The 15,877-nt window shown below is 39.0% G+C and carries 14 protein-coding genes; 3 read left to right on the forward strand and 11 right to left on the reverse strand.

What is annotated here, in order from left to right; genetic code table 11:
* Positions 1–7: 7 nt before the first annotated feature.
* Both NSQ94_RS16120 and NSQ94_RS16125 read right to left on the reverse strand, forming a co-directional pair.
* Positions 8–1,153, reverse strand: coding sequence for an iron-containing alcohol dehydrogenase (locus tag NSQ94_RS16120; RefSeq protein WP_339229674.1), 1,146 nt, complete (start codon positions 1,151–1,153; stop codon positions 8–10).
* Between the two features lie 238 nt (positions 1,154–1,391).
* Entirely contained in the window at positions 1,392–2,984 is a 1,593-nt protein-coding gene (locus tag NSQ94_RS16125) for a sigma 54-interacting transcriptional regulator (protein ID WP_339229676.1), read from the reverse strand.
* Positions 2,985–3,665: 681 nt separating this feature from the next.
* Between NSQ94_RS16125 and NSQ94_RS16130 the strand changes: the two genes are divergently transcribed.
* Positions 3,666–4,304: a Bax inhibitor-1/YccA family protein gene (locus tag NSQ94_RS16130; RefSeq protein ID WP_130158341.1), complete on the forward strand. Its 639-nt coding sequence runs from the start codon at positions 3,666–3,668 to the stop codon at positions 4,302–4,304.
* Between the two features lie 421 nt (positions 4,305–4,725).
* A complete protein-coding gene (locus NSQ94_RS16135; protein ID WP_339229678.1) occupies positions 4,726–5,052 on the forward strand; it encodes a hypothetical protein in 327 nt (108 codons plus the stop codon).
* 150 nt (positions 5,053–5,202) lie between these two features.
* Here the strand turns inward: NSQ94_RS16135 and NSQ94_RS16140 are convergent, their stop codons facing one another.
* The 4 genes from NSQ94_RS16140 to NSQ94_RS16155 form a co-directional block, all read right to left on the reverse strand.
* Positions 5,203–6,084 carry a LysM peptidoglycan-binding domain-containing protein gene (locus NSQ94_RS16140; protein ID WP_339229680.1) on the reverse strand — a complete coding sequence of 294 codons (882 nt, stop codon included), beginning with the start codon at positions 6,082–6,084 and terminating at the stop codon, positions 5,203–5,205.
* Positions 6,085–6,709: 625 nt separating this feature from the next.
* On the reverse strand, positions 6,710–7,315 hold the full coding sequence (locus NSQ94_RS16145; protein WP_339229682.1) for a TetR family transcriptional regulator: 606 nt from the start codon (positions 7,313–7,315) through the stop codon (positions 6,710–6,712).
* 317 nt (positions 7,316–7,632) lie between these two features.
* Entirely contained in the window at positions 7,633–8,373 is a 741-nt protein-coding gene (locus tag NSQ94_RS16150) for a YkgJ family cysteine cluster protein (RefSeq protein ID WP_339229684.1), read from the reverse strand.
* Positions 8,374–8,612: 239 nt separating this feature from the next.
* Complete coding sequence (locus NSQ94_RS16155; RefSeq protein WP_327863938.1) at positions 8,613–9,200, reverse strand: TetR/AcrR family transcriptional regulator; 588 nt, start codon at positions 9,198–9,200, stop codon at positions 8,613–8,615.
* 132 nt (positions 9,201–9,332) lie between these two features.
* Here NSQ94_RS16155 and NSQ94_RS16160 point away from each other — a divergent pair, with 132 nt between their 5' ends.
* Complete coding sequence (locus tag NSQ94_RS16160) at positions 9,333–10,325, forward strand: acryloyl-CoA reductase (protein WP_327856582.1); 993 nt, start codon at positions 9,333–9,335, stop codon at positions 10,323–10,325.
* 441 nt (positions 10,326–10,766) lie between these two features.
* On the opposite strand, the gene NSQ94_RS16165 is transcribed toward NSQ94_RS16160, so the two are convergent.
* The 5 genes from NSQ94_RS16165 to NSQ94_RS16185 all read right to left on the reverse strand — a co-directional run bounded on the left by NSQ94_RS16165 (position 10,767) and on the right by NSQ94_RS16185 (position 15,734).
* Positions 10,767–12,107, reverse strand: coding sequence for an aromatic acid/H+ symport family MFS transporter (locus NSQ94_RS16165; protein ID WP_339229688.1), 1,341 nt, complete (start codon positions 12,105–12,107; stop codon positions 10,767–10,769).
* A 322-nt stretch (positions 12,108–12,429) separates the two neighbouring features.
* On the reverse strand, positions 12,430–13,320 hold the full coding sequence (locus NSQ94_RS16170) for a DUF1932 domain-containing protein (protein ID WP_339229690.1): 891 nt from the start codon (positions 13,318–13,320) through the stop codon (positions 12,430–12,432).
* A 73-nt stretch (positions 13,321–13,393) separates the two neighbouring features.
* Entirely contained in the window at positions 13,394–14,104 is a 711-nt protein-coding gene (locus NSQ94_RS16175; RefSeq protein WP_063389286.1) for a 4-carboxy-4-hydroxy-2-oxoadipate aldolase/oxaloacetate decarboxylase, read from the reverse strand.
* Entirely contained in the window at positions 14,104–14,835 is a 732-nt protein-coding gene (locus NSQ94_RS16180) for a PIG-L deacetylase family protein (RefSeq protein WP_339229692.1), read from the reverse strand. Before NSQ94_RS16180 ends, NSQ94_RS16175 begins: the two co-directional genes overlap by 1 nt.
* Positions 14,832–15,734: a DUF6282 family protein gene (locus NSQ94_RS16185; RefSeq protein ID WP_339229694.1), complete on the reverse strand. Its 903-nt coding sequence runs from the start codon at positions 15,732–15,734 to the stop codon at positions 14,832–14,834. The genes NSQ94_RS16180 and NSQ94_RS16185 overlap by 4 nt, the downstream gene beginning before the upstream one ends.
* Positions 15,735–15,877 lie beyond the last annotated feature (143 nt).

The raw sequence follows: 15,877 nt of genomic DNA on the forward strand, positions 1-15,877 counted from the left end.
CCTCCTATCAATAGGCAGCACGGTATATTTGTTCAATATCTTTTTTGCTTAATTTTCGAGGGTTATTGCGCAGAAGCCTCGTTTGCTTTAAAGCTTCCTCAGCCATTTCAGAAATCGCAGATTCCGGAATATTAAATTCACGCAAAGATTGTGGAATTTCCACATAGCGGCATATCCGGATCATCGCTTCAATCGCTGCATCAGCCGCTTGATCATCGTTTAGATGATCTACTTTTTCACCTAACGCTTCTGCGATATCACGGAATCTTTCTAAACAAGCTATTTTGTTCCATTTCATGACGTATGGAAGCAGCAAGGAGTTGCTTACACCGTGCGCTATATGAAAACGTCCTCCAAGAGGATAAGCGAGAGCGTGCACTGCTCCAACGCCTGCATTACCAAAAGCTAATCCCGCCATGAGACTCGCTGTAATCATCGCCTCACGTGATTCGATGTTTTCCGGGTTTGAATACGCTTTCGGTAAATGGGTGGAAATAAGTTTCATAGCACCAATTGCCAGTGCATCCGTAATCGGAGAAGCAAACTTCGAAATATATGCTTCCACAGCATGAACCAATGCATCCACTCCGCTTGCTGCTGTCACGCTAGGAGGGCACGTAATGGTCATGATCGGCGAAACAATTGCGACATCAGGTAATAAGTACGGACTGACAATCCCTTTTTTCACCTGCTCTTTCGTATCCGACAAGATTGAAATATTCGTAACTTCGGAACCTGTTCCGGCAGTTGTCGGAATGGCTATTAAAGGCAGCCCTGGTGATTCCACTAAATTAATTCCAAAGTATTCTTCAATTCTCCCCTTATTCGTCGCCATGACAGAAGACGCTTTGGCAATATCGATAGCGCTTCCACCGCCGACAGCGATCAGCCCGTCATGATTTCCTACTTTTATCGCTTGAAGACATTGTTCGACAATTTCAATTTCCGGTTCCGGATTTACATCCGAGAATACTCCCGGCTCCATCGGCAATAAATTTTGAACCTGTTTTACTACTCCCGCTTGGATAAGTATCTTATCTGTCACGATAAGTGGATTTTTTATCCCAAGCCGCTTCACTTCTTCAGGGAGTTGATTGAGAGAATCAGTTCCTGTAATTAATTTGTTCGCCATTGAAAATGTAGATATATTCATTTTTTCCTTCCTCTCCTTTCAAACTAGCGAGAAATGAATTGATTTTCCTGGTGTCACTCAAATATCTATGCAATTTTCGTGCCAACTCGAAAATGATTTGTGTATTTTTTATAAATTTTTTAATATCCGCGAATATTTGTAACAAAATCTTCAATGTTTTTTAGATCGTTTGTTATTCATTTGCTGACGTAAATCAGGAAAAATTGATTATAAAACGAATCATATCTAGGTTTTTTGATTAGTTTTCTAATCGTATGTGAAATTTTTTCATTTTTTGTACAATGGCACTTTGGCTAATTCCTAAAAATTTCGCTGCGGCTCTAGTCGTACCATGCTTTTTAAGTGCATCGATAATGAGGGAGCGTTCAAGCTCCGCCACAGCTTCCTTTAAAGTTTTAGGCTTTGAAGCCGGGAAAATCTGTTGTATGAAAGGAGGAAGGTCGCCTACATCAATTGTGTCGTGAAAGGTAGTCACAACCAGTCTCTCAACTAAATTCGCAAGCTCCCTTATGTTCCCAGGCCATGAATAGTTTGTCAGCCACTCAATGCATTCCGGGGTCATTTTTTTATTTTCATTATATTTTTTATTAAATTCCTTCAAATACATTTCTAATAAAGGAACTATCTCTTCCTTCCGCTCCCGTAAAGGCGGGACATCAAAGGTGACAATATTCAGTCGATAATATAAATCCTCACGGAACGCCCCTTCCCTTACTAGAGATGCAAGATCTCTATGAGTTGCTGTTATGAGTCGTACATCGACTTCTCTCATTTCAGTAGATCCTACTCTCATAAACCGGTTTTCTTCTACAACCTTTAGCAGCTTAACTTGTAATTCTAACGGCAAGTCTCCAATTTCATCTAAAAATAACGTCCCGCCGTTAGCCTTTTCAAAAATGCCTATTTTCCCTTCTCTCAAAGCTCCTGTGAAAGAACCGGGTTCATAGCCAAAAAGTTCAGCTTCTACTAAATGTTCAGGAATGGCGCCGCAGTTTAATTCCATAAAAATTTTATTGCTTCGGGAGCTTCTCGAATGAATATATTTCGCAATTAAGCTTTTTCCTACGCCGGTTTCTCCCTGCAGCAAAATTTTTGCGTCAGTTTTGGCGACTTTGTTCGCAAGCTGGAAAATTGGAAAAGTAGAAGGACCGATGACGAGATTTTGAAAACCCGTTTGTTCAGGAAAAAGCGAGTTTTGCGAAATTTTTTGATACGAAAGCTTTTGACTGTCCAATTCATGCTTCAAACGAATCAGTTCTGTTATATCTCTCACACTGTTGACGACATACATCACTTCATTGGAAGAAGAAAAAACAGGTGTTGCAGATACAATAATTTTCCTCTCATTGCGAATGGTCTGTATAAGAGTGACCGGCTTTTTCGTTCGAATCGTTTCTAAAGATGCAGATTTGGAAATAATCCCTTGCTCAACCAAATGGCTCATATGCTTCCCTTTCACTTCGTCTTCTTTGATCCCCGTAATCCGTTCATAAGCTTTATTGATAAACAGCGTAATCCCTGAACCGTCTGTTATATAGACACCGTCATATAATGAGTTAAGAACGATCCGGCACAATTTGCTCTGAAAAAAAGATTGGAATTGAGAGTAAGAGATCGAATGCTGCTCAAGACTTTGTACAGGAGCATTCGTTAAAATAAAATGACGAATCGGTTTTGTTAATTCTCCTTGCTGAACGGCTCCAAATAGCGACTCAAGTGTTAAATAGCCTGCAAATTCACCGGATTCGTTAAATACTTCCACTTCATTAACGCCAATAGGAAAAATTGAAATCGCTTCCTCAACCGACATATCGGGACGAAAGCTAGTCATAAAATTCCCTCCTAATGCCACTTTGCAACTGTTTACATTGATTAGTTTTAGTATAAACGATTAGAAAAATGATTGGTTGTTTTCTGACTTAGCAAAAAGCGCAAGCACCTTCCAACTTCTAGCATAAAGGCGTTTTTTGCCGTTGCGGCAACGGTTTGGTTTCGAGGGCTAATCGCTGGGGCCAGCGTTTCGAAAAAGTTTCCGCAGCTTAAGTTTCTAGATAAAAAATTAAAAAACGTGCAGGTTTAATTGGTGCACGCTTTTATGCAATTCAACAGATCATGACAGGAAGGCTGAACAAAAGGCAAAAGCAGAAATCAGCCTTTTGTGCAATTACACAGATCAAAACAGTTTCTTAAAATATTAGAACCTTTCCTTGATTCGAAAAGCATCAGCAGAAACTTGCCGCTAAATCGTGTGAATGGCTCGATTCCATTTTCCAATATTGACATTTGCAAGCTCACAATGCTTTTCTTCGAGAAAGGTCGAGTCCAGTAGAATAGTTGATTTCTAACTTCCCGCTTCTAAAGGATGCAAAAAAATGAACATTGTTTAAATAAAATCGAATTTGCAAAGACTTGAATTAAAAAAAATGAATCCTTGCATAAAGTTAATCGTAAATTATATCAAAAGCATAAAACATTAACCGTCATATCGAAGATCAAATTTGCGGGGGAAACTATGTATACACACGCTACGAATAGAAGTCAAATGCCCAGTGTTTTAAAGGCGTTTGCCGTTTCTTTGGCTATCGCCATGCTAGGAATGGCAGCGGGAATATACGTGCCGCCATCACTGTTTTTGCCTCTTGCCATAATTGAACTTGGCATGATTATTTTTGCATTCTTTTTGCGCAGAAAAAAAGCTATTTCTTATACATTTCTATATAGTTTTACGTTTATTTCAGGGATTACAGCCTATCCAATGATCTCGCATTATGTTTCAACAATCGGCGCGCACGCGGTCATAATGGCACTAGCCGCCACAACCGCTGTTTTTAGTGGATTAGCTGTATATGCAACTGCAACAAAACGAGATTTCTCATTTCTTGGCGGAATGTTATTTTCTGCCCTGCTCGCTTTTCTGATCATTTATGTTCTTAATCTTTTTTGGCCGTTGAACTCAGGCGGCATGCTCGCATTTTCCTTCATAGGAGTATTTATTTTCAGCGGCTACGTATTATATGACTTTAATCGAATGAAGCATTACGGTGTTCATCCAGAAGAAGTGCCGTTAATAGCCCTAAATTTATATTTAGACTTCATCAACCTGTTCATTCAAATTTTACGAATCTTTGGCATTCTTTCTTCAAAAGATTGAAGGAGAGCTAAAAAAAGAAAGCTGCTTGCAAAAATTTCGGGTGTTTAAAAATTTGTAGAACCGGCGCAATTTTTATTTCAGAATCATCTAGTGCCAGTTCTTCTTTTCACTCGTTAGGAAAAGCTTTTACGGTTCCTTTTTTGGCCATTTTACTTTTGCTTGCTGCTCTCCTTTTTTGTCCTTGCAACAAGCCTAATATTTCAGAATGTTTGTTCTTTTTGCCCGGCGTTTCACTGCAATCTTCAAACGCGTTTGCCCTGTACGGCTAACTGGTTACGTGCAGCTGAAATTTGTAGTGAATCAACTCTTTTTGACAAATACCCGATTTGAGTATTTTCCAGAATTATTCCAACTTACATTTTTACCTATAATCTTTTATAATAAAAAATATAGTGAAAAGAAAGGAGGCAGCCCTTTTAGTATGGAAGACGTTGCATTAAAAACAATTTTGCAGGCGCTGAAAGAGCATTCTGAGCACATTGATTCAAGATTTGATCATCTTGAAAAAAGAATGGATGGCTTAGAGGCAAGAATGGACAAACTGGAATCTAGAATGGATAAACTGGAATCAAGAATGGATAAACTGGAAAACGATTTGCAATCTTTTAGAAAAAACGTGGATGAACGCTTTACACGCTTAGAGAAAAAATTGGAAGGGATTCGCGCTGAATTAACAGACGCACAAGAAACCCTCGACTTCGTGTCCAGCAAAACATTGAAGCATGAAAAAAAGCTTAGACAATTATAGCTTAAGTTCTCATCTTCCAAAAATCGCTGCAATATTTTTTCCTTTCCTTTTCACCTTCAGTTTCTGCATCTTTAGCCTTTTTGACAAAACGTAATAATCAAAAAATAAAAAGGGCGCCAAAAAGAAGCTTTCGGCACCCGTATTATCTAGTTATTTAATTGTTACTTTTACTTGCTTACGTCCGAATTGGATCGCATCTTGTTCAGTAGGCATATGGATATCAATTTTTTTGCCGCGGATTGCACTGCCCGTATCAGCAGTAGTATATGTCCCGTATCCTTCTATATATACTTTGCTTCCTAACGGTATAACACTTGGATCTACAGATACAACTTTTGAGTCTTTTGTTAATACAGTTCCATTTGCTGTTTTATTTCCTACTAAAGAATATGCGGTAGCTTCCATTGTAATCGTTTCGCCAGCATCTTTCGCTCCGTTATCTTCTTGAGCTTTCGTTGCAGTTTCTCTCGCTTGAACTTCTTGCTTGCTGACAGTTTGATTAGAGCTGTTTTCCTCTTTAGGTGAAGAAGACGTTGCTTCTTCATTTTTTAAACTCTTTTCATTCGCAGCATATGTACTGGTTTTATTTGCAGATGCTGTGTTTTTATCATTCGTCGTTGTTTCTTGCTGTACGACTGGTTTGTTCACTTTCTTTTCTACTGAACGTTCCTCTTTCGCTGCTTGATCAATTATTAAAACATCACCAGCAAAAATTAAATCGGATGTTAAGTTATTCGCAGATTTTAGTGACGAAACGGTCACACCGAATTGATCGGCAATACTGCTTAACGTATCTCCAGATTTGATTGTATATTTTATTTTTTCACTTACGACTAATTCTTGATTTGGATAAATCGTTTCAGTCGTTAAGCCGTTCCATTCTTTTATATCTGCCACTGATACATTATATTCTTTAGAGATTTCCCAAAGAGAATCACCTTGTTTTACCTTATATGTTTCAGCAGAAGCTTGACCTACAAATGGAAGCGAAGTCGCTACTGCAGCTGTAAAAGCAATGATTGTTTTTTTCATGATGAAAAATCCCTCCTTTTCCCTACAACGACATCATAGCAATTTTATGTAACAATAGCTTTGCAAAAAGATATTAAATAGATAACAGTTGCTTTTCAAAGAAGAAAAAACTGTAAAATTTCATACTAATATTTAGGAATTTTTCAATTCAGTTACTGTTACGCCAGTGCATAATTCCTTCTCTTCTGATTGCTCAGGCAAAATATAAGCCTTGCCATATTTTCGCTTAAACCTCGCTTCACTGCTATTCCATCCAGTCCTCAAATAAATTTGGTGTTATATATGGAGGGATTTTCAGACATGAATTGATAGCTTATCATTCTTGATCTACATTGCTTGGACAGTCGATCTTTATCCAAACCGATCTATATGTCATAAAATCTCGAAAACCAATCGTTATACACCATTCTAGAAAAACAAGGAGACGGTGCTCAGACCAACCGACTCAGTGCCATCATCATGGATATCTCTGGTAAAATAACGAAAGACATGAACCTCCATTTTTGCTAGGAGATTCATGTCTATTTCAAAAGGCCGCTTTCCCCTTCCTTGACTTCAAAGTTAAATCCCTTTAATGCCGTTTTCGCTTGTTTTGGGTATGTGTAGGTTAATTGTTTGATCTCAATCATTCCTCCACCAATCCTTTCGCCAGCCATTTCGCTTGAAGCACTAACGCTTCGGCAAACTTCTCCCCTATCTCATCGCGGTACAAAAGCTGCAAAAAGAAGCTGCGTATGACCGCGACGATTGTACGTGGGTTTTCTTTTACCATAACTCCTTCGTCTTGCCATTTTTCAATAAGAGGCACAAGTGCATCTTCATCCTCTGTCGTATGCTGGTCAGCATATTCCGGCGGTAACTTCCGCATTAAAAGTTCATATTCTTTTCGATCAATCATCAAGCGCAAAATCGGTTCTTGTTCGATCAACTTTACAGCTTGTACTAACAAATCTGCCAATCGTTCTTGCGTTAACGGCTTCTCTGTCCACTCAACTAGAAGTATTTCTCTTAATTTTCGTTCCTCCATTTGAAACACTTCATAAAACAACGCTTCTTTGGAGGGGAAAAATAAATAAAACGCTCCTTGTGAAATGCCAGCAGCTTCAGTCAAAGCCGCAACAGTTGTTTTTTGTATCCCGTATTGACGAAACATTGTTTTGGCTGCTTCTAATAATGTTTGACGTATCGTTTCCTTTTCTTCCTCACGAAATTTACGTGGGCATCGAATCACCTTCTTTATGTTTATATGAATATTTTTATTTTATATTCACATAAAGTGTAAAAAAAATCAAGAAAAATATTTCTTCAAGAATGGGGCTGTCTAATAAGTCGTTTTTTCGGCTTATTGACGGCCCTCTTTTATGTTTTAGAAACGTTGATATACCATCGATGTTTATGATTTTTTGTTTTCAATAGGGATTTGACTTTCTAGACAGCTCCTTCTGTTTTTTTACCATATTTACTAAATTCTATTTCATTTTTTCACAAGGCGTGTAGAAATTTCTCTTTAGCTGATTTGTTCAAAATTTGACTTCTTTTTTTCAAGACTTATTTGTACAGCTCTTCTTTTAACAGCTTCGGTAAATAATCGATATGAAATACATCATCTGGAAAGGTGATTCCTAAGTCTTCATCTTCATATAAAAACTCTTGAAGCACCTCATTTAATGCCATCATATAAAATTCATGCAAAAATTCGTAGCTGAAGGTTTCCCGAGGCATTAAAGATTGCGCACACACATTCGGATGGCAATAATTTAAATACGTGCGGCACGGAGTCGGTCTGACCTCGTAAACTTTGCAAGTATTGGACGACCGATCTAAAAATGGACAGCTTACTTGTTCAGAAATGTACTTGAATTTAAATTGAGTATCTTCATGAAAATCGATGGAACATACTTTTTCCAGTTGTTCCTTTTTCGATTCGAAATAATTGAACAAATGTCCAAAAATATCTTGCTTTTGTTCCTTTGGCAGGCTTTGAATATATTGCAAAATTAATTTGGCTTCCAAGCGAGTGGTGATAATCGGAAAATAACAACAATAAGCACAGCCTTTAAAACAGGAAGGTTGTATATTCACTTTTGTTTCAATTTCTTTAATTTGGGAATCTATTAATTTTAAAAGCGTTGTAAATGTTTCTAGAATAATTTCGGAAGCACTTTCGTTTTCTGAGTTTTCTAAAATATGATCAATCGTGTCATAAAACAGCTGCTCATCCGGAATATAATGTTTATTAATTGTTTCACAGATTTTCATCATGTCTTCGTAGGTTAATCGATTATCCAAAAGACTTCGACTCCTTGCAACAATGTCTTTTCAATATCGTAAATCATCGCCTGTAAACCATTTTAAAATTTAGCAAACAAAATGCACCTTTAGCCGTCAAACCGCTTCCAATCAGCCCCTTCCACAAATGATTCGATAATTTTAACATTCGTTACAGTCCCAGTTTGTCTCAAGTACATTCAGGTGCTGAGCGCTGGAAACATGTCTATTTTCAGGAGATCATACCCAAAAGACTTTCCTTATTTTAAATATTTTAAAATTAGCTCATAGCAAGTTTTCTTATAAAACTCATGAAGATGATCTTCATCACGCATTAACCACTGAATGAGACATCCATCGATGATCGAGCGAATCATTTTGGAAGCTGTATCGACATCAATGTCAGCTGAAAACGTTCCTTCCTCTTGACCAAGAGCAACAATGTCGCGGCCGATTTTCCAGCAGTTTTCGTAAAACTTGAGATTTATAAGCCGATATTGCGGATTTCGGCTCGCTTGTGCCATAAAATCAAGGTACACTTTGTAAAATTTTTTATTCTTTTTTGGATCGATAAAAACAGAATGGATATAAGCCTCTAATTTATTTATCGCTGCTGTCTGCTTACTAACTGCTTTATACTCATGTTGATAAATGCGATCCGTCACCCATTCCAGCAAGCTTAAAAAAACATCCTCTTTATTTTCAAAGTAATAATTCGTAACCCCTTTGCTTACACCTGCATAATCAGCAATATCCTGCAATGTTACCGTTTCGTACCCTTTATCTGAAACAGCTTGAAAAGCAGCCCTTAAAATTTGTTCTCGCCTTTCTTCTGCTTTTTTCTTCATAAAAACACCCCTCGAACTTCGGTCATAACGCTATTATACATGAATTTTTTGACGTTAAAAATATTTTGACCAGTCAGAATAATTTTGTTATCGTAAAAGCAAGAATATGAAAAACAATAAGGGGGATGTCGAGTGGACCACTTCAAAGCGTTAGTAGTGAACAAAACGGAGACAGATTTTTCAGTGAAAGTACAAACCATTTCCATGAATGACCTTCCAGAAGGAGATGTCGTCATAAAAGTTGCTTATTCCAGTGTCAATTATAAAGATGGATTAGCTTCCATTCCCAATGGGAAAATTGTAAAATCGTATCCGTTCGTACCAGGTATCGATCTAGCCGGCACTGTTGTTTCTTCTAAAGATCCGCGCTTTAAAGAGGGAGACGAAGTTATTGCAACAAGCTATGAAATCGGCGTGTCGCATTACGGAGGCTACAGCGAATACGCCCGCATTCCTGCAGATTGGATTGTCCCTCTTCCAAAAGGATTGACGCTAAAAGAAGCTATGGCTTTAGGAACAGCTGGTTTTACGGCGGCATTGTCTGTCCATCGTTTAGAAGAAAATGGATTAACTCCTGACAAAGGAAAAGTACTCGTTACAGGAGCAACCGGCGGAGTCGGAAGCATCGCAGTTTCCATGTTGGCAAAACGAAACTATCATGTTGTCGCAAGTACAGGCAAAGAAACAGAACATGAATATTTACGCGAGCTTGGCGCAAAAGAAATCCTTTCTCGCGAAGAAGTTTGTCCAGAACAGATCCGTCCGTTAGATAAACAATATTGGGCAGCAGCCGTTGACCCTGTAGGCGGGAAAACCCTTGCCGCAATCCTTAGCAGAATTCAATACAACGGCTCTGTAGCAGTCAGTGGTCTAACTGGAGGCAGCGACGTTCCAACGACTGTCTTCCCATTTATTCTACGCGGAGTCAACCTGCTTGGCATCGATTCGGTCTATTGCCAAATGGAATTGCGAAAACAAATTTGGGAGCGAATGGCCGCTGATTTAAAACCTGATAAATTACTAGAATCTATTGCGCAAGAAATCACACTCGATCAGCTTCCTGACGCATTATCGAACATTCTAAAAGGCAAACTGCGCGGCAGAACGGTTGTAAAGCTCTCATAATACTCGCAGCACTTTCTGGGTTTTGATTGAAAATAGTTCCCTTTTTGAAACGGGAAATCGGTATTTAAAAAAATTTTTTAGTGAATTGATGACAAAAAGCTCAGCATATGCCGAGCTTTTTGTCTGTCAACAGCTCTTAAAAAAAGTTTGCAGCTCATTACTAGCAACTAATCCGCAGCTTTTTTTAGATAAATTATTTCTTTTAGTTCGGTCTCAGTCTTTTTCGTATATGGTATGCAACAGAAGATTCGCCCCTAGCTTTACACCTTTGTTTACAAAGTCAACTTGTTTAAAACAGCGGAATAGGTTTAATCATTTGCTGTTTTTAACCTTAACTAGAGATTGCACAAGAGACTGAATATTCAGTCTCTTGTGTGAAAAATAGGACCATTTTTTTACCTTAGTTAAGTCCAGCTAATTGTGCAAATTTTGTATGAATGATTATTGCAATGTCAATTCTGCTTCTGATTGAATAACTGTTGGATCATCATGCTTTTTTCGAACGAGAAGCAGTGCCAAGGCTGCGCAAATGCCCGGAGCCGCAAAGGCAATAAAGCATATGCCAATCGGTGCTTTCAGAGATAAAAGCATCCCGCCCAATGTAGGGCCAACCATGCCACCGAGACGTCCTACACCATTCGCCAATCCAACCCCTGTTGAACGCACATGTGCGGGATAATACTGGGAAACAAATGCGTTTAATAAGCTTTGGTTCCCCATCGTACAAACACCAGCAATGGCGATGAGCAAATAAAGGAAGAAAATATTGCTTTTGATCCCAAGAAGAGCAAGACACACAGCGCCGAGAATATACAAACCGGTAATTAATGCTTTCGAACCTCTGCGATCCGCCAAAATACCAATGATAATAGTTCCCAGCAATGCACCGCCGTTTAAGAAGATCGCAAATCCGAGACTGGAGATAAGCGGATAGCCTGCTGTCTCCATTAATTTAGGAAGCCAAGTATTTAGGCCATAGATCATTAACAACCCCATAAAGTAAACAATACAGAAAAGAATCGTAGGCAATGCCAGTTTGTTTTGAAAAAGCCCAATAAATGGAATTTTCTCTGTTTTCACCTCAGGTTCCTGTTCGGTTTCAATCAACTGCTTTTTATAGTCGGGGTCAATTTTTCTTAAAGTGCGCTCTAAATCATCCAGTTTGCCTTTGCGAATTAAAAATTGTGGAGACTCAGGCAAAGACTTAAGCATAAAAGGGATGATGAACAAAGGAATAACAGAAAACCATAGAACAGGTCTCCAGCCGAATGATGTAATAAATAAAACTCCGACAAGCGGTGCAAGTATACCGCCGACTTGGTTTCCGCACAATGCCAATGTAATCGCTTTATTTTTACTGGATTTAGGAATATATTCTGTAAGAAGTGAGATCACTGATGGCAAGGCGCCGCCAAAGCCAATTCCTGCTAAAAATCTGCACCATGAAAACAATGTTGCATTATCAACAAATCCCGATATTGTTGTCGCAAGACTAAAAATGATAATAGAGATGATGATAAGCGGCTTGCGCCCGAATTTATCTGCCAAAAGGCTGAGAATGATCGAACCGAACATCATGCCAAACAATCCATAGCTGCCAATAATGCCCGCCTGGATCGGCGACAGCTCCCATTCTTTCGATAATACCGGAACTACAGTACTATAAACAACCAAATCATACCCCTCAAAGCTAATCGTGAAAAGCCCCCAAAGCAATAAAACAGTGTGAAAGCGGTTAAATTTACTTGCGTCTAAAAAATTTTTTACGGAAAGGCTTGTCATGTTCTCACTTCCTCCTTTTTTCGGTAAGATATAATAATTTAGAAAGGAAAAACTTCTTAAATGAATTTCATAGTTTTGATTACTTGTTCTTTTCAATGAAATATCGCTGAATGATTTGGTCATGGCGGAGGAGAGCGCTCCGCCACCATGGATTGCAAAAATCAAATCATGCGGGTGGACTTTTTGTGATGCTCCTCGTTCATGATCTTAAAATCATCGAGGGCATCCTTCTTCCACTCTTTTGCCAAATTCCTTCCTGAAACCTACGAAAAGCTTCAATCAAAATGCTGTGTGGAGCGGAAAGTAATGGCACTATATCTCGTTAATGTTCGCTAGAATCCAATAAATTAATTAATTGGCTATAATGACTAGGAGCTTTGTTGTTCAACTTTTCCCGAACTCCGCTGTCAACAAGTAATTGCAACTTCCTTTTCACAGCTTCAGACATCGTAGCATCCACATTTAACATACCGAGTGTGTCGATTACTTCATTCATCTCGGCCACCCGCCGTTCTGCATGGATGGCCGTTCTGGTCAACAACATATTAGCAGTTTCACCTAATGGTTTTCCTGTAACGGATTGATTCAATGATTCCATAACGATTTCTTCCACCCCGTATTTTCTGCTGGATTGAATGGTTTCCAACAGAAGTGCAGAAAACCCTTTCATAAAAATGCTGCGGAACATTTTGATGGCAGAAGAACTGCCGGCTTTTTCGCTAATAAATGTAAGATTCATTCCAAACTGTGTACCGATTTTTTGGAAATCTAGTGCACCTGAACCGCTTATATACATTGGCACTTTATGTTTTTTTAATGGTACGGAATCCATGACTGCCGCATCCACAAATTTTGCTCTTGTCTCAGCAACATAATCTGCAACCTTTTCCATTACCATTGGCGAAGCGGCATTTATATCAATATAGTAATGGTCGGGTGTTAAGTACGATTTGATATCTTTTGCGATAGGTTCGGCCGCTTTTGCACTCGTAGCGCAAAAAATGTACTCCGTTTTTTCACAAAGCTCTTCCAACGACGAAGCAAGTGGAATATGCAGCTTTTCCGTTCGCTCCCGGATAGCCGGTCCAAATGTCGGATGGTTAGCATTAACATCATACGCATAAATGATTTTTATTCCTTCTTGAAGCAGCCCTTCTGAAATTAAATAAGCTGCTTCGCCAAACCCTATAAAACCTACTATTGGTGCAGCCATGTACAATCTCCCCATCTCTTAGTCTAATAAACAATTAAAAATGTCCCATAACGGAATCCTGATATAGCTTCGCCTACGACAGCAAAGATTTTTTAAATGCCTCTTCATCCTCATAATAAATAACATTTTCCTTTTGTAACGTTTCTCTCAGATTGTAAAAATCAACGCTCAATTCGCCGTTTTCGATTTTTTCTTTTGTCCCTTTTTCTTTTTCCACTCTATTTTTGGCTGCTTCTAACGACGATTTAACATCTTCTTTCCGGATGACAACAATACCGTCGTCATCCGCCATAATTAAGTCACCAGGATTTACTTGCGTGCCGGCGCATACTGCCGGAGCGTTCACCCAGCCTCCTCTTGTTTTGGTTGTGCCTTCTGAATAAACTGCTTTCGACCATACTGGAAAACCAAGTTCACGAATTTGTTTCACATCTCGGATGCCGGCATCAATGACGACACCTTGTACACCGCGTTTCATAAGAGCTCGGACGATCAGCTCGCCAATCATTCCATGAACACCTTCACCGATTGTCGTAATCACTAATATATCACCCGGCTTGCAAACTTCGATGGCCGCATGAATCATCAAATTATCACCTGCATAGCAAATAGCTGTCACGGCAGGTCCGCAAATTAGTTTTCCTTCTTGAACAGGCTTCAGTTGATGTCCCAAGAGTCCTTGTTTACCTTGCGCCTCATAAACCGTCGACACGTCATAGTTTTTAAATTCCTCAATTAATTTCGGATCAGGCCGTTGAATATTTTGAACCACATATTTTTCCATTATATCAATTCACCGCCAACGAGCGGGAAGAATCTGCTGAAAGCTTCCGCATATTTGTATTGTTGGTTGCCAGAGCATCTTCTTGCATGATTTCCACGCAGAGCTGCTTTAGCGGCATAATATTCAATCAAGTGCTTTTGAGCTTTAAAGCAGTTCATAGCTTCATATTTTTGTTCGTACGTATCAGTAATATCAACAATCACTTCCGGTTTAAAATCGCTGATTTCCGACTGATGCGGTTCAAAGCCGAAGATTTTCGGCTGTTTAATTTTTGGAAGTTCAACGTCGCGTACACCTGCCGAAGTTGCTAATACTGAAGCTTCAAATACAAACCGAGAAACGGTTTCATGGTCAGGATTAAACGCATCCCGCGGCCCATGAGTCAAAATCACCTGCGGCTGTACTTCCCTGATCTTCTTAAGCAATTGCAGGGTGCGTTCCGGTGTGATAGTCATATGATAATCTTGATAGTCCCAGATTTCATAATCTTTCACACCTAAGCATTTGATGGCTGCCTCGATTTCGCTTCTGCGGACAGATTTTACGTTATCCAATGTTTGCCCTTCGATTTTCCATAAGTCATTGGACTCTCCTCTTGCCCCGTAGCTTAAAATAACGAGAGAAACTTTTGCTCCAGCTTTTACATATTTTGCAATGGTGCCGCCGCCTCTCCAAACAAAGTCCCCTGCATGAGCACTTACAACTAATAGATTCGTATTTTGATCAATCATATTTTTACCCCCTGTTCTTCTACCAATAATGAGGTATTAATGGTTGTCATACGCTTCACTTCCTCTTTCGTAAAACCGCCGTTATCAATTAGTTGACGAACAAATTCCAATATCCCTTCATCCGGACAAACATTTTTTTGTTGGCCTAAGTCTGTTGATAAAATGCAATGTTCAGGTCCAACATAACGGATTTCTTCAAAAACAGATTCCCAAGTCGCTTTATTTGAATATGGGGTCGTAAAACAATGCTCCATAACCGCTCCCATATCTGCTAATTCTTTTTGCTCTTCTTTTGATAGATTGATAGATGGAAAGTTAGGATGTGTAATGACAATTTTTTTCACACCCAATTTTCCTGCCTCTTTTACTAATTCATAAATTTCTTTTTTTCCTAAATGTCCGGTAGCCAAAATTAAATCGTGTTCCTTGATTACTTCCAGACAATCATACATTTCCTTTTTCAATTGATTTCCGTGAAGAATGCTTATTGTAGGCAAATGCTTCCCTTGTTCCTCCAGCTTTTGTCGCAGTTTAGCCCAGTGCGGCAGTTTTGCAGGGCTGCTCTTAGCAAAATGTTCCTGTTCGTTCGCAGAATCGAACGTAGGCATCCAAACAATTTTTGCCCCATCCCTTGCAGCCATTTCAACTGCAATCGGGTTTAATCCGCCGACAGTATTATTCAAGCAAATGGCCCCGATAGCATGAAAACCCGGGAAGTTTTTATTGACTAAAGATGCTCTTTCAGCTGTGCAAAAATAATGGGACTTGATGCCATAGCCTTTCATGCCGATCCGTTGGAGACGTTCTGCCATTTCAAAATCATCCAATTTACGAGGCAAAACATCCGGTCCGGTATGGACATGTAGGTCATAGGCATCTTTCAATAGCTCTTCGTACATAGAACAGCCTCTCTTTCAGAAATATTTTTAACAAAATTGTTTAACAATATTGTTGATGGTTAAAGTATATAGTATCTTTTTTCTTTCTGTCAACTCAAATTGTTTAAAAATTTAAAATTTCTATAAAACAGGCGCTCGTTTAA

The sequence above is a fragment of the Aeribacillus sp. FSL K6-2833 genome (assembly GCF_037965815.1).
In the GTDB taxonomy this organism is placed as follows: Bacteria; Bacillota; Bacilli; order Bacillales; family Aeribacillaceae; genus Aeribacillus; species Aeribacillus composti.

Bases quoted from the DNA above. Each gene is read 5' to 3' on its own strand.
- NSQ94_RS16120 (WP_339229674.1), bottom strand. From the start codon at position 1,153: ATGAATATATCTACATTTTCAATGGCGAACAAATTAATTACAGGAACT.
- NSQ94_RS16125 (WP_339229676.1), bottom strand. From the start codon at position 2,984: ATGACTAGCTTTCGTCCCGATATGTCGGTTGAGGAAGCGATTTCAATT.
- NSQ94_RS16130 (WP_130158341.1), top strand. From the start codon at position 3,666: ATGTATACACACGCTACGAATAGAAGTCAAATGCCCAGTGTTTTAAAG.
- NSQ94_RS16135 (WP_339229678.1), top strand. From the start codon at position 4,726: ATGGAAGACGTTGCATTAAAAACAATTTTGCAGGCGCTGAAAGAGCAT.
- NSQ94_RS16140 (WP_339229680.1), bottom strand. From the start codon at position 6,084: ATGAAAAAAACAATCATTGCTTTTACAGCTGCAGTAGCGACTTCGCTT.
- NSQ94_RS16155 (WP_327863938.1), bottom strand. From the start codon at position 9,200: ATGAAGAAAAAAGCAGAAGAAAGGCGAGAACAAATTTTAAGGGCTGCT.
- NSQ94_RS16165 (WP_339229688.1), bottom strand. From the start codon at position 12,107: ATGACAAGCCTTTCCGTAAAAAATTTTTTAGACGCAAGTAAATTTAAC.
- NSQ94_RS16170 (WP_339229690.1), bottom strand. From the start codon at position 13,320: ATGGCTGCACCAATAGTAGGTTTTATAGGGTTTGGCGAAGCAGCTTAT.
- NSQ94_RS16175 (WP_063389286.1), bottom strand. From the start codon at position 14,104: ATGGAAAAATATGTGGTTCAAAATATTCAACGGCCTGATCCGAAATTA.
- NSQ94_RS16180 (WP_339229692.1), bottom strand. From the start codon at position 14,835: ATGATTGATCAAAATACGAATCTATTAGTTGTAAGTGCTCATGCAGGG.
- NSQ94_RS16185 (WP_339229694.1), bottom strand. From the start codon at position 15,734: ATGTACGAAGAGCTATTGAAAGATGCCTATGACCTACATGTCCATACC.